Below are 12,387 nucleotides of genomic sequence, written 5' to 3'. Positions count from 1 at the left end.
GCGGTCCTAATGCTGGCCTTGGGCGCCGGCGGCGGGCGCCGCAGGCGGCGAGCCGGCCGGGACCGGCTTCAGGTCGGCGCCCGGATGGACCTTCTGCAGGCCCTCGACGATCACCCGCTCACCGGGGTTGAGGCCGGCGGTGACCAGCCAGTTGTCGCCCACCGTCTGGCCGACGCCGACCACCTTCTGCACCGCCTTGTTGTTCGGTCCGACCACATAGAGCGTCGCCTCGCCCTTGGTGTTGCGGCTGACCGCGGCCTGCGGGACCAGCAGCCCGGCCGGGGCGACGCCCTTGGCCAGGTGGGCGCGGACGTAAAGTCCCGGCAGCAGGGTGTTGTTCGGATTGGGGAAGATCGCCCGCAGGGTCACCGAGCCGGTGCCCGGATCAACGGTGACGTCCGAGAACTGCAGCTTGCCGGTGATCGGGTAGGTCGAGCCGTCGTCCAGGGTCAGGGTCACGTCCAGATTGCCCGAGGCGTCCAGCTGGCCGGCGGCCAGCTGGCGGCGCAGGCGCAGCAGGTCGGCGGCCGACTGGGTGACGTCCACATAGATCTGGCTGAGGTCCTGCACGGTGGCCAGGGCGGTGGCCTGGCTGGCGGTCACCAGCGCGCCGGGGGTCACGGTCGACTTGCCGATGCGGCCGGACACCGGGGCCAGCACCCGGGTGTAGCCGAGGTTGATGCGGGCCTGCTCCACGGCCGCCTGCTGGGCGGCGACATTGGCGGCGGCCTGCTTCCAGGCGGCCTGGGCGTCGTCGTTGTCCTGGCGCGACACCGCGTTGATGGTCACCAGGTCCTTGTAGCGGTCGGCCTTCAGCCTGGCCGAGGTCAGGGTCGCCTGCGCCTGGGCCAGGCCCGCCTGGGCGCTGGCCAGGGCGGCGCGATAGGTCGCCGGATCGATCTGGTAGAGCGGCTGGCCCTTGCGCACGTTGGCGCCCTCGGTGAACAGGCGCGCCTGGATGATGCCGCTGACCTGCGGGCGCACATCCGAGACCAGGAAGGCCGAGGTGCGGCCGGACAGCTCCACGTCCAGCGCCACCGGCTGGGCCTTGACCGTCACCACCCCGACCTCGGCCGGGCCGCCGAAGCCGCCGCCCTGGCCCTGGGGCTTGGCGCCGCAGGCCGCCAGCGCCATCGCAAGGCAAATGGTCAAGACGGCGACCGCGTCGCGGAGCGAGGGTCCGCGGGGGGAGGGACTGGGCATCGGCAACCTGCGACAAGCGGTCCAGGACCCGGCGCGGTGGCAGGCCCTTGACGTGGGGGGGAATGTGCACGACTTGAGAATGAACGTTCATTCTCAAGCTGTGCGCTAGGTAGGTCCGGGTTTGCGCTACGTCAAGAACACCGACCCGAAAATATGCTGCACTGCAATAGGCAAGGAGTCTTGTCCGTGAGCGACGCGGCCGAAGATCTGCACCCAGGACGGTCCAAGGTGGAGGCGCGCCGACAGCAGATCGTCGACGCGGCGGCGGAATGTGCGCGCCGCTCGGGGTTCCACGGCGCGAGCATGGCCGAGATCGCCCACACCGCGGGCCTCAGCGTCGGCCAGATCTACCGCTACTTCGCCAACAAGGAGGCCATCGTCGCCGCCATCGTCGAGCGTGACCTGGCCGAGATGCGCGACAAGTTCGCCGAGTTCGAGACCTCCGACGGCGGCATGGTCGAGGCGGTGATCGACCGCTGCGGCGAGGCGGTGGAGCGCAACTACGACCTGGGCCGCGCCGGACTTATGCTGGAGGTGATGGCCGAGGCGGCGCGCAACCCGAAGGTCGCCGCCGTGGTGCAGGCCGCCGACACCGCCGAGCGGGCGCTGGGCCGCCAGGTGCTGGACGCCGCCGCGCCCGCCGGCCGCACCGAGGCCGAGACCCTGGCGCGCGGCGAGGTGCTGAGCATGCTGTTCGACGGCATGGCCCTGCGGGCGGTCAACAATCCCAACGTGGACCACGCCGAGATCGCCCGCGTGCTGCAGGCGGTGATGCGATTCCTGCTCACCGGCGGGCCGCTGGAGGCGGCGGCGGTGGCCGGGGCGGGGAGCGGGTCGCCCGCATTGTAAGCCCTGCTGCAAATTTCCCGCCCGCAATAACGGCAAATTTTCTGGCCAAGCCGGCAAATCCGACGCATCCTCTTCTCGACGAACCGGTTACCCTCGAGAGTGATCGGGCGTCGGAGGAAAACGATGTCGCTGCATAGCGTGCACAACGGTCCGCACCACGGCCCCCATCTTGGCGTCGCCGCCAAGCGCTACACCAAGAGCGTGGTCGAACACGGGGCCTGCTTCGGCCTCGCCGCCGGGCTCCTGATGCTGGCCGCCGTGGCCATCCAGTGGGTCCTGCATTTCGTTCCCTAGCGGGCCGCTGACAGAGGCGGCCGGACGTTTTCCGACACCGCCGCCGAAATTCCGGATGACCCGCCGCGACGGGTCGTCGAACCCCTATGACATCCCACAGCGTCAGGATGCGTCAGCTGGCTGAACCGCCCCGCGGCTGGCGTGGCTGCTGACATCCGCTGGCGGCTGACCCAGAGCATCGCCGGCTATCCTGCCAGCCCCTGACACGCCCCGGGCCTTCCCTCGCGCCAGCGAAGGGAGACACCACATGCAACCGATTTCAGAAAGCCGCCGCGCCGTCCTGGCCGGCGCCATGCTGGCCACCGCGGCGGTCGGCCTGTCCGCGCCGGGCCTGGCCCGGGCCGGGGCGCCGGTCGCCGGACCGCCGGGCCAGCCGCCCGCGCCGCCGGCCGGCCTCGGCGACTTCGACTTCTTCATGGGGGCGTGGACCACCCGCCATCACCGCCTGGTGGGACGGCTGGTGGGCTCCACCACCTGGCAGGACTTCGACGGCCGGCTGACGGCGCAGAAGATCCAGGGCGGCCAGGGCAACATGGACGACGGCGTGCTGCACCTGCCGGCCGGGACCTATTGGGGCACGACCATCCGCTTCTTCGATCCAGCGCAGCGCACCTGGTCGATCTACTGGCTGGACAGCCGCGACCCGAAGCTGGACTCGCCGATGGTCGGCGGCTTCGACGGCAGGCACGGCCTGTTCTACGGCGACGACACCCTGGACGGCCGCCCGGTCAAGGTCCGCTTCCTGTGGCAGGATCTCGACCCCACCCATTGCCGCTGGGAACAGGCGTTCTGGGACCCCCGCCGTGGCGACTGGGAGACCAACTGGGTGATGCTGCACACCCGGGCGGCCTAGACGGTTCTCCGCTGGAGCCCCCATCCCCCGCTCCGCGGGGACTTCCCCCAACGGGGGAAGAGAGCCAGCGTCAGGGACCAGCGACCGTTCTCTTCCCCCTCTGGGGGAAGTACGGCCGAAGGCCGGGATGGGGGCCTGCGGCCTCACGGCCCCGGGTGGTAGGTGCGTTCCGTGTGGCCCACCAGCTGGTCGGGATAGAAGTACACCTCGCGGAAGTCGCCGGAAGCGTAGCGGCCTGCTTCGTCGTTGAAGTGGCGCGAGGCCGGATCGCCGCTTTCGCCGCCGGCGGTGACCGCCCGCGCCCGCACCCGCGGCCCGAACTCCACCACCGCCACGAAGCTGTTGCCCTTCGATCCGTAGTACCGCTTCGTGCCCGGGTAGCGCCGGGCGCCGAACGAGGCGAGCGAGCCCCACTGGCCGGAGGTGAACGGCACGGCGATCGACGGCGCATCGTCGTGGAAGGTCGGGGTGATGGCGTCGTCGATCCGCTGGAAGCGGTTCAGCTCGCCCCAGGGGATGCGCCAGGTCCCGTAGTCGGCGGTCAGCCGGTCGCAGGCCAGGGCCAGGGCCGCCAGCTGCTGGGCGGGGCTGGCGTGCTCCATGGCGTCGTAGGCCGTGCCGAACTCCGGATCGGTCTTCGGCGGCGCCGTGGCGTTCCACAGCGCCTCGCCCCAGCCGACGGCCAGGGACGTGGCCACGCTGTCGGCGGCCCAGCGGTCGTCCCAGCCCTTCAGCAGGGCGACCTGGTCGGCCAGCTTCGCCTTCATCGGGTCGCTGTCGGGCGTCGCCTCCCAGGCGCGGACCAGCGCCGGGACCAGGCGGGCGAAGGCCGGCAGATAGGGGTCGAAGTCCAGCTTGATCAGCCCGTCCAGGGTCAGGCCGTGCGCCTTGTCCAGCAGCAGGGCGGCGTGGATCCCCCGCGGGTTCTCGCCGGCGGTGTCCATGTACTTCGGAAAGTCGGCCGCCTTGGGGCTGGCGGCGCCGGCGGCGGAATAGGGCCAATTGTTGGTGTTGGCGATCCAGCCGGTGGAGGGGTTGAGCACCCGCGGCAGCTCGGACAGGGCGTGCAGGCCGCGCCAGTCGGTCGCCGGGTCGGCCCCGTCCACGCTCTCGCGATAGTCGAAGCGGTCGTCGCGGCGCGGCATGAACTGCGGGTGCAGATAGGCGATCTCGCCGGCGTCGTCGGCGAAGATGGTGTTGTTCGAGGAATTGGCCTGCAGGCCGGAGACCTTCACGAAGCCCGCGTAGTCGTGCGCCTTGGTGCGCAGGAACGACTGCTCCAGCGCCGGGACCGGCTTGTACATCATGGCGAAGGCCACCCAACGGCCGCCCGCCTCGCGCACGATCGGTCCGTGATGGGTGCGATAGACCGTGAAGGTGCGGCTCTTCACCGATCCGTCGGCGGCCTTGTACGGCACGCGCACCGCCTGCGCCTGCACCGGGCGAAGCGCCGTCCCGTAGCGGTAGAACGGCCGGCCCGCGCGCATGACGATGGTCTCGGCGAACTCGTCCACCGCATCGGCGCCCGTGGAGGTGTGCATCCAGCCGGCGTGGGCGTTGAACCCCTGGTAGATGAACGGCTGGCCCCAGGTGGCCGCGCCATAGGCGTTCAGCCCCTCGTCGCTGGTCACCTGCAGTTCGGAGCGGAAATAGAACGAGGTGTGCGGGTTGATCAGCAGCAGGGCGTGTCCGTCCGCGGTGCGCGCGGGCGCGACGGCAATGCCGTTCGAGCCGGTGGGTTCGTGGAAGCTGTTGTCCGGCGCCGTGCGGGCCACGGCGCGCTTGCCGTAGAAGGCCTCGAGGTCCTTCAGGTCGATGCGCTCGATGTCGCCGCCTATGCTGCCCTCGGTGAAGCTGAGCGCCATCCACGGCTCGAATCGCGACAGGGCGCGCGGCCGCGTTCCCGGATGGGTCGCCAGGTAGTAGTTCAGCCCGTCGGCCCAGGCGCCCATCAGCGCCTTCAGCCAGGCGGGGCTGGCGGCGTAGCGGGCCTTCAGGTCGTCGTCGCTGACGTACAGCCGCTGGCGCAGGTCGCCCCAGATCGCGCCCTCGCCGTCGGCCAGGGCGGTGCGCCCGAGATTGGTCAGGTAGTTGGCCTCGATGCGCGAGAAGTCGTCCTCGGCCTGGGCGTAGACCATGCCGAACACCGCCTGCGCGTCGGTGTGGCCGTGCACGTGGGCGATGCCCCAGTCGTCGCGCACGATGGTCACCGCCGCCGCCTCCCGCGCCCACCGCGCCGGCTCGGTCTCGGCCCGCGCGAGCGCCGGCCGGGCGAGGGCGGGAAGGGCGAGGGCGAGGCCCAGCAGAACGCCGATGATCCGCACGCTGAATCTCCCCCGTGGCCGTGCAGCGACGCTAGAAGGCCGGGGAGGGCGGGGCAATGCGGTTTTGGCTGCCCAGGGAAGTGTCGTCAGCGCTCCCGGCTTTGCGCCCCCACCACCGTCGCGCTGGTAGCGCGCCGGTCCCCCTCCCCCGCTCGTTGGCGGGGGAGGAGTGGAAGCGGCGCCGCCTCTTCTCCTCCCATGCGTAGCGTAGCGAAGCGGGGGAGGGGGACCATTCGGCCGAAGGGCGAATGGTGGAGGGGGCGCGCAACCCGCGCCGCCTTCTACAGCGACAGCAGCGCCGGGTCGCCGCCCTGGGCGGCGGTGTTGACGCTGACCGCGCGCTCGACCGCATAGCGCAGCAGGGCATGCGGGCCGCCGGCCTTGGGGCCGGTGCCGGACAGGCCCTCGCCGCCGAATGGCTGCACCCCGACCACCGCGCCGATGATCGAGCGGTTGACGTAGACGTTGCCGGCCGGGACCAGCTCGGCCACCTCGGCGGCGAAGGCGTCGATGCGGCTGTGCACGCCCAGGGTCAGGCCGTAGCGGCGCGCCGCCAGTTGTCCGGCGACCTCGGCCAGGTCGGCGGGATCGTAGCGCACCACGTGCAGGATCGGGCCGAACACCTCCCGCTCCAGGAACCCGGCGGACGGGATCTCGGCCAGCACCGGGCCGAAGAAGGTCCCGCCCTCGGGGGCCGGCAGGCGGTGCAGCACCGTGGCTTCGCGCTCCAGGCGCTGCAGGTGCGCCTTCAGCGCGGCGCGGGCGTCCTCGTCTATCACGGGGCCGATGTCGGTGGCGGCCAGGCCCGGGTCGCCGAGGCTCAGCACATCCATCGCCCCCTTCAGCCGGGCGATCAGGTCGTCGGCGATCTGGCCCGGAACGAACAGGATGCGCAGCGCCGAACAGCGCTGGCCGGCCGAGCCGAAGGCGCTCAGCACAGCATCGTCGATCACCTGTTCGCGCATGGCGGTGGTGTCGCAGAACAGGCCGTTGAGCCCGCCGGTCTCGGCGATGAACGGGACGATCGGTCCGGCCCGCGCGGCCAGGGTGCGGTTGATCGCCCAGGCGGTCTCGGTGCCGCCGGTGAAGGCCACGCCGTCGATGCCCGGATGGGCGATCAGCGCGGCGCCGACGCTCTCGCCACGGCCCGGCAGCAGCGAGAGCAGGGCGGGGCCCAGACCCGCGGCGTGATAGAGGCGCACCGCCTCGGCGGCGACCAGCGGAGTCTGCTCGGCCGGCTTGGCCAGCACCGCGTTGCCGGCGGCCAGGGCCGCCGCGATCTGGCCGGTGAAGATGGCCAGGGGGAAGTTCCAAGGGCTGATGCAGGCGAACACGCCGCGGCCGCGCAGCTGCAGGGTGTTGGCCTCGCCGGTCGGACCGGTCAGCACCTGCGGCCGGGCGAGCTGCCGGCGCGCCAGATGGGCGTAGTAGCGGCAGAAGTCGGCCGCCTCGCGCACCTCGGCGATGCCGTCGGCCAGGGTCTTTCCGGCTTCGTTCGCCAGGATCCCCACCAGGCGGTCGAGGTTGGTCTCCAGGGCGGCTGCCATGGCGTCCAGCACCTGGGCGCGGGCCTCGCCGCCGGCGGCGTCCCACGCCGGCTGGGCCCGGCGCGCGGCGGCCGCGGCGGCGTCGATGTCGGCGGCGCTCGCCTCGGACCTGTGGCCGAGGACGCGGCCGCGGTCGGCGGGGCTGGCCAGGGGCTGGATCGAGGCGCCGGCGATCTCGCGGCCGGCGACGATCGGATGGCCGGTCAGGTCGGCGCCGCGCGCGGCGACCACCGCGGCCTGCAGCCGCTCGCGCACCGCGCGGATCGACAGGTCCGGTCCCTGCGAGTTGATCCTGGCCGCGCCATAGAGGTCCACGGGCCGGGGGATCTTGGGGTGGGGGCCGGGCTGCGCCTCGACCGCCGCCACCGGGTCGCGCACCAGATCCTTGGGCGGCACGGCGTCGTCCAGCAGGGCGTGCACGAACGAGGTGTTGGCCCCGTTCTCCAGCAGGCGGCGCACCAGGTAGGGCAGCAGGTCCTCGTGCGCGCCGACCGGCGCGTAGACCCGCAGGCGGCGCGGCCCGAAGGCGGCGACGGCCGCCTCGTACAGCTCCTCGCCCATGCCGTGCAGCCTCTGGTGTTCGATGGTCACCGCCCTTTCGCCGGCCATCTGCGCCACGGCCGCCAGGGTGTGGGCGTTGTGGGTGGCGAACTGGGCGTAGAGGTGGGGGGCGGCGTCGATCAGCGCCCGGGCGCAGACCAGGTACGACAGGTCGGTCGCAGCCTTGGTGGTGTACACCGGATAGTCTGGCCGGCCGGCCACCTGGGCGCGCTTGATCTCCGAATCCCAGTAGGCGCCCTTGACCAGCCGCACCATCAGCCGCCGGCCGGAGCGGCGGGCGAGATCGGCCACCGCGGCGATCACCGCCGGGCCGCGCTTCTGATAGGCCTGAACCGCCAGACCCAGGCCGGTCCACGGTCCCAGGTCCGCCTCGTGCGCCAGCCGGTCGAGGATCTGCAGGGAGATCACCAGCCGGTCGGCCTCCTCGGCGTCGAGGGTGAAGTTGAGGTCGTGCTGCGCCGCCAGCAGCGCCAAGCGTTTCACGCGGGGATACAGCTCGTCCCAGACGTGGCCGGGCTGCGCCGCCTCGTAGCGCGGCGACAGGGCCGACAGCTTCACCGAGATGCCGTGCCCGGCCTCCGGCCCGTGGTGCGCCGAGGCTTCGCCCACCGCGGCGATCGCCGCCGCATACGAGGCCTCGTAGCGCTCCGCGTCGGCCTCGGTGCGCGCGCCCTCGCCCAGCATGTCGAACGAGCACAGCAGCCGCTCGGACGCCGCCCGCTTCAGCGCCGCCTCGATGGTGCGGCCCAGCACGAACTGTTCGCCCATGATGCGGATCGCCTGGGCCACCGCCTGGCGGATCACCGGCTCGCCGACCCGCCCGGCCAGGCGCCGGAGGTAGCCGCCGAGGTCGTTCTTCGCCTCATCCTCCACGTCCACGAGCTTGCCGGTCAGCATCAAGCCCCAGGTGGAGGCGTTGACGAACAGGCTGTCGGAGCGGCCGAGGTGCGCGGCCCAGTCGGCCGAGCCGATCTTCTCGGCGATCAGGGCGTCGCGGGTGGCGGGGTCGGGCGTGCGCAGCAGCGCCTCGGCCAGGCACATCAGCGCCAGCCCCTCGCGCGTGCCCAGGCTGAACTGCTTGAGGAAGCTCTGCACCACCCCCTGGCGGCGACCGACGGCGCGGGTTCCCACCACCAGGTCCTCGGCCTGGCGCTGGATGCGCGCCCCCGCCTCGCGGGTGAAGGGGCGGGCGGCCAGCAGGGCGGCGATGGCCTGCGCCTCGTCGCGATACTTGCCGGCGTCCAGGGTGTCCCAGTCCATGGCGGGCCTCGTGCGGAGGGTTTGGGTGTCGTATGGCATGTCTTCGGAATATCAAAGGATATGACGAAGGTGCTTTGTTTGTGAGGCCTCATGGGCGATGATCATTCGATCGTGATGGGGAAATCGCATGTCCGCTCTGGATGAGACCGACCGCCGCCTGCTGCGCGTGCTGCAGACCGACGGGCGCATCACCAACGCCGAGCTGGCCAAGCGCTGCAACCTGTCGCCGGCGGCCACCTTCGAGCGCGTGCGACGGCTGCGCGAGCGCGGCGTGATCACCGGCTATGCCGCGATCCTCGACCCGGCCAAGGTGGACCTGGCGCTGACCATCTTCGTCGAGGTGCTGCTCGACCGCACCACCGGCGACGTGTTCGAGACCTTCGCCGCCGCTATCCGCCGCGCGCCGGAGGTGCTGGAATGCCACATGGTGGCCGGCGGCTTCGACTATCTGCTCAAGGCCCGGGTGCGCGACATGGCCGCCTACCGCGCCTTCCTGGGCGACGTGCTGGTGACCATGCCCGGCGTGCGCGAGACCCGCACCTACGCGGTGCTGGAGGAGGTCAAGGCCACCTCGGAGCTGCCGATCTGAGGCGGCTTTCCAAGCCTTGCCGCGCGGCCTATGCAAGCTTGGCCTATGCAAGGTTGTGTCGCCGGTTGTCTTTGGGGGAAGTGATGGCGAAGTGGGGGAGGGGCGCATTGCGCCTCATGGGCGCGGCGGCCGCGGTCCTGGGCGGGGCGGCGCTGTCACCGGCCCCTGCGGTGGCGGGCGTGCATTACGTCTATGTGCCGATCTACACCTATCGCCAGGTGCAGACCCCCTATCAGGCACCGCCCAACGTCGAGCTGCCGCTGGAGATCACCGACGCGCCGCCGTCCGCCATGGAGGGAAGCCTCGCGCCGCACGGCGTGGTGGCGCAGCACGAGGTGCGGGCGCGCAACGCGGTGGTGCTGCAGGCGCCCTTCGTCGGCGGCCGGCGCGAGATGCCGGCCGGCACGGTGCTGTCGCAGGTGCGTATCCGCCAGTCGGCAACCACAAGCACCGCCTGGTGCGACCTGCGGCCGGACGCCGGCGGCATTCTGGCGGTGAAGTTTGACTGCCTGGGCGGCGCGCCGGATGGCTCCAGCCTCTATGCCCTGTACACGGTGGAGACCGACGACAACATGCTGGGGGTCAGCGGCGACGAGCAGCCGCGCTTTCGCCAGCGGTTCGAGACCCCGGTCGCCGCCCGCCCGGCGCGCCCCGAGGAACGGCCGACGGGCCGGATCGGCTACGAGTGGTGCGGCGGCGGCGCGCCGGACGCGCCGCCGAAGTTCGAGGTGGCGGCCAGCTTCCAGGGCGGCCCGTGGGAGGAATCGGCGCACCACCAGTGCGTGTTCGGCGCCTGGAGCGACGATCATGCCGCGGTGGTGGTCGACCGCATCCGCCTGACCCTGACCGCGCCCGCCACCGGCAAGGCCCTGACGTACAAGGCCGAGGGCCGCGCCCCGGCGGGCCCGATCGCGCGGCTGACGCCCGGCGGGCCGATCCAGACCCAGGCCGAGGCCGACGCCCAGGCCGCCGCGGCGGCGGCCGGCCTGCGCGAGGCGATCGTCTACGACAGCGATCCCGGAAAGGTCGCGGCGGGCGCGCTCAGCAAGGGCGACGTGCTGATGAGCCATCGCGGCCACCTGGGCGTCACCGGCGTGCTGACCGCCGACGTCTGGCGCGGCACGCGGCGCGGTCCGCTGTTCACCACCCTCCCGGGCCAGGCGCTGTTGCCGGCCGGCCAGGTGGTGTTCGGCCGGCGGGTGGACGCCGAGGGCAAGGCCGAGCTGGTCTGGTGCGCCCCGCACAAGGGGGCCGACGGGCGGCTGGACAAGGCGATCTGCCTGCCCAGCGACGGCCATGGCACCGTGGCGGTCGAGGCGCGGCCGGCGCTGATGCCGTCCGGCCTGCTGATGCCGCAGTATCCGGAGTACGTCTCGCCGCCGCAGGTCAAGGAGACGCCCCAGGACCTGCCGCCGCTGACCTTCACCTATGTGTTCAAGGGCTGGCGCAAGGAGACCGCCGAGATCGGCCTGCAGGTGGACTGGGGCGAGGGGCCGGTGTCGGTCTCCAGCCGCGAGGTGCTGATCGGCCCCAGCGGCGGGGCGGTGGTCGCCGTGCCGGGCGGAGCGATCGTGCTGGTCAAGGGCGACACCGACACCGACGCCGGCGCCACCTTCATCCCCGCCCCACCTGTCGCCGCCCCGCCTGTCGCGGCGGCGCCCGGCGCCCACTGAGGCGTCACGCCGCCGCGGACATGCCCTGCCGCTCCAGCCGCTCCGCCTCCGCCGCCAGCTGCGGCGTCATCTGGCGGAACACGGAGCGCATGAAGGCGCCCATCAGCGCGGCGCCGCCTGGGAAGGTCGGCCAGAAGCGGTTGCTCCAGCGGATCTCGCTGCCGCCGTCGGCCGCCGGGGTGATGTCGATGTCGGCGCGGTAGTCGCGGAACGGCAGGCCGCTGTGCACGATGTAGCTGACCCGCCGCCCGGGGATCAGCTCCACCACCTCCTCGACCAGGGTCAGCGGCCAGGTGCGGAAGATGCGCACCGAGCCGACGCCGTATCGCTCGCCCTCGCCGTCGCGCACGTGCTCGAACGCGCCGATGCGCGACCACACCGGATAGAGCGAGGAGTCCTTGGCGACGGCATAGACCGTCTCGGGCCGGGCCTTGGCGTGGACGGTGACCTCGGTGCGCACGGGCTGCATGGGTGGGGTCCGATCAGGGGGATCACGGCGGCCATGTACCAATTGGTACACGGCTTCGCAAGCCGTCGCCGTCAGCGGGCGTCGGCCAGTCGCCGCTCGTACGCGGCGACGTGCAGCGCCATGGCCGCGTCCACCGCCGCCGGATCGCCGCCGGCCAGCAGGTCGAGCAGCAGGCCGCGGGTCACCGCCACCATCAGCCGCGCCTCGGCCGCCGCGGTCGCCGCCGGAGTTCCGTGGCGGATGGCGCGGGCGGCGATCGGCGCGACCCAGGCCTCCACCACGTCGGCCAGTAGCGGCGCCGCGTGCGGATGGCCCTGCAGCGCCTGGGCGTAGACGTCGAAAAACAGCCGCTCCTGCGGCCACATCGCCGGATCGGCGAACCGCTTCCAGGCGGCGCGCACCTGGTCGCCGGGCGACAGCCCCGCGTCGTCGTCGATGGCCGCCGCGAGCACGCGCTGGCGCCGCTCCACCTCGCGCACCACCTCGGTCAGCAGGCCTTCCTTGGAGCCGAAGTGGTAGATCAGCATCCGGTGGCTGGCGCCGATCGCCTGCGCCAGCTGGCGCAGGCTGAGGTCGGCCAGGCCGTGCGCGGCCGCATAGGCCATGGTGGCGTCCAGCAGGCGCGCGCGGGGATCGGCCGGGTCGGTCATGCGCGGTGTGTACCACAGGGTACGCCCGGCGGAGCGGCGGCCCCCTCCACCCCTTCGGGGTCCCCCTCCCCCAGGGGGGAGGAGAACGGTTCTCTTCCCCCATTGGGGGAAGTAC

At 72.3% G+C, this 12,387-nt stretch carries 10 protein-coding genes; 5 read left to right on the top strand and 5 right to left on the bottom strand.

Translation table 11 applies throughout. From position 1 onward, the window contains the following. Positions 1–6: 6 nt before the first annotated feature. Positions 7–1,134 carry an efflux RND transporter periplasmic adaptor subunit gene (locus tag ACO2Q3_RS11420; RefSeq protein ID WP_423306941.1) on the bottom strand — a complete coding sequence of 376 codons (1,128 nt, stop codon included), beginning with the start codon at positions 1,132–1,134 and terminating at the stop codon, positions 7–9. A 255-nt stretch (positions 1,135–1,389) separates the two neighbouring features. Between ACO2Q3_RS11420 and ACO2Q3_RS11415 the strand changes: the two genes are divergently transcribed. The 3 genes from ACO2Q3_RS11415 to ACO2Q3_RS11405 all read left to right on the top strand — a co-directional run bounded on the left by ACO2Q3_RS11415 (position 1,390) and on the right by ACO2Q3_RS11405 (position 3,199). Continuing rightward, positions 1,390–2,052 carry a TetR/AcrR family transcriptional regulator gene (locus ACO2Q3_RS11415; RefSeq protein WP_423306708.1) on the top strand — a complete coding sequence of 221 codons (663 nt, stop codon included), beginning with the start codon at positions 1,390–1,392 and terminating at the stop codon, positions 2,050–2,052. Positions 2,053–2,175: 123 nt separating this feature from the next. Continuing rightward, positions 2,176–2,346: a hypothetical protein gene (locus ACO2Q3_RS11410; protein ID WP_423306707.1), complete on the top strand. Its 171-nt coding sequence runs from the start codon at positions 2,176–2,178 to the stop codon at positions 2,344–2,346. Positions 2,347–2,593: 247 nt separating this feature from the next. After that, on the top strand, positions 2,594–3,199 hold the full coding sequence (locus ACO2Q3_RS11405; RefSeq protein ID WP_423306706.1) for a DUF1579 domain-containing protein: 606 nt from the start codon (positions 2,594–2,596) through the stop codon (positions 3,197–3,199). Positions 3,200–3,342: 143 nt separating this feature from the next. On the opposite strand, the gene ACO2Q3_RS11400 is transcribed toward ACO2Q3_RS11405, so the two are convergent. Both ACO2Q3_RS11400 and putA read right to left on the bottom strand, forming a co-directional pair. Further along, the gene (locus ACO2Q3_RS11400; RefSeq protein ID WP_423306705.1) at positions 3,343–5,523 is read right to left on the bottom strand and encodes a penicillin acylase family protein; all 2,181 of its coding nucleotides are present in this window, start codon (positions 5,521–5,523) and stop codon (positions 3,343–3,345) included. Between the two features lie 281 nt (positions 5,524–5,804). Next, the gene (gene putA / locus ACO2Q3_RS11395) at positions 5,805–8,891 is read right to left on the bottom strand and encodes a bifunctional proline dehydrogenase/L-glutamate gamma-semialdehyde dehydrogenase PutA (RefSeq protein WP_423306704.1); all 3,087 of its coding nucleotides are present in this window, start codon (positions 8,889–8,891) and stop codon (positions 5,805–5,807) included. Between the two features lie 127 nt (positions 8,892–9,018). On the opposite strand from putA, the gene ACO2Q3_RS11390 reads away from it, so the two are divergent. Together ACO2Q3_RS11390 and ACO2Q3_RS11385 are read left to right on the top strand one after the other, a co-directional pair. Beyond that, positions 9,019–9,480, top strand: a complete 462-nt coding sequence (locus ACO2Q3_RS11390; RefSeq protein WP_423306703.1) for an Lrp/AsnC ligand binding domain-containing protein — start codon at positions 9,019–9,021, stop codon at positions 9,478–9,480. 107 nt (positions 9,481–9,587) lie between these two features. Beyond that, a complete protein-coding gene (locus tag ACO2Q3_RS11385; RefSeq protein ID WP_423306702.1) occupies positions 9,588–11,153 on the top strand; it encodes a hypothetical protein in 1,566 nt (521 codons plus the stop codon). A 4-nt stretch (positions 11,154–11,157) separates the two neighbouring features. Here ACO2Q3_RS11385 and ACO2Q3_RS11380 read toward each other — a convergent pair whose 3' ends face one another. Continuing rightward, positions 11,158–11,622 (bottom strand): SRPBCC family protein, encoded by a 465-nt coding sequence (locus ACO2Q3_RS11380; protein WP_423306701.1) that lies wholly within the window; start codon positions 11,620–11,622, stop codon positions 11,158–11,160. Positions 11,623–11,693: 71 nt separating this feature from the next. Next, positions 11,694–12,272: a TetR/AcrR family transcriptional regulator gene (locus ACO2Q3_RS11375; RefSeq protein ID WP_423306700.1), complete on the bottom strand. Its 579-nt coding sequence runs from the start codon at positions 12,270–12,272 to the stop codon at positions 11,694–11,696. Positions 12,273–12,387 lie beyond the last annotated feature (115 nt).

Source organism: Caulobacter sp. KR2-114, from assembly GCF_049446115.1.
GTDB lineage: Bacteria > Pseudomonadota > Alphaproteobacteria > Caulobacterales > Caulobacteraceae > Acaudatibacter.
The sequence above is the reverse complement of the archived record's forward strand: the minus strand, read 5'-3'. Positions and strand labels throughout refer to the sequence as shown.

What these genes read in the sequence shown, in the direction of transcription:
- ACO2Q3_RS11420 (WP_423306941.1), bottom strand. Translation starts at nt 1,134, where the DNA reads ATGGCGCTGGCGGCCTGCGGCGCCAAGCCCCAGGGCCAGGGCGGCGGC.
- ACO2Q3_RS11410 (WP_423306707.1), top strand. Translation starts at nt 2,176, where the DNA reads ATGTCGCTGCATAGCGTGCACAACGGTCCGCACCACGGCCCCCATCTT.
- ACO2Q3_RS11405 (WP_423306706.1), top strand. Translation starts at nt 2,594, where the DNA reads ATGCAACCGATTTCAGAAAGCCGCCGCGCCGTCCTGGCCGGCGCCATG.
- putA (WP_423306704.1), bottom strand. Translation starts at nt 8,891, where the DNA reads ATGGACTGGGACACCCTGGACGCCGGCAAGTATCGCGACGAGGCGCAG.
- ACO2Q3_RS11390 (WP_423306703.1), top strand. Translation starts at nt 9,019, where the DNA reads ATGTCCGCTCTGGATGAGACCGACCGCCGCCTGCTGCGCGTGCTGCAG.
- ACO2Q3_RS11380 (WP_423306701.1), bottom strand. Translation starts at nt 11,622, where the DNA reads ATGCAGCCCGTGCGCACCGAGGTCACCGTCCACGCCAAGGCCCGGCCC.
- ACO2Q3_RS11375 (WP_423306700.1), bottom strand. Translation starts at nt 12,272, where the DNA reads ATGACCGACCCGGCCGATCCCCGCGCGCGCCTGCTGGACGCCACCATG.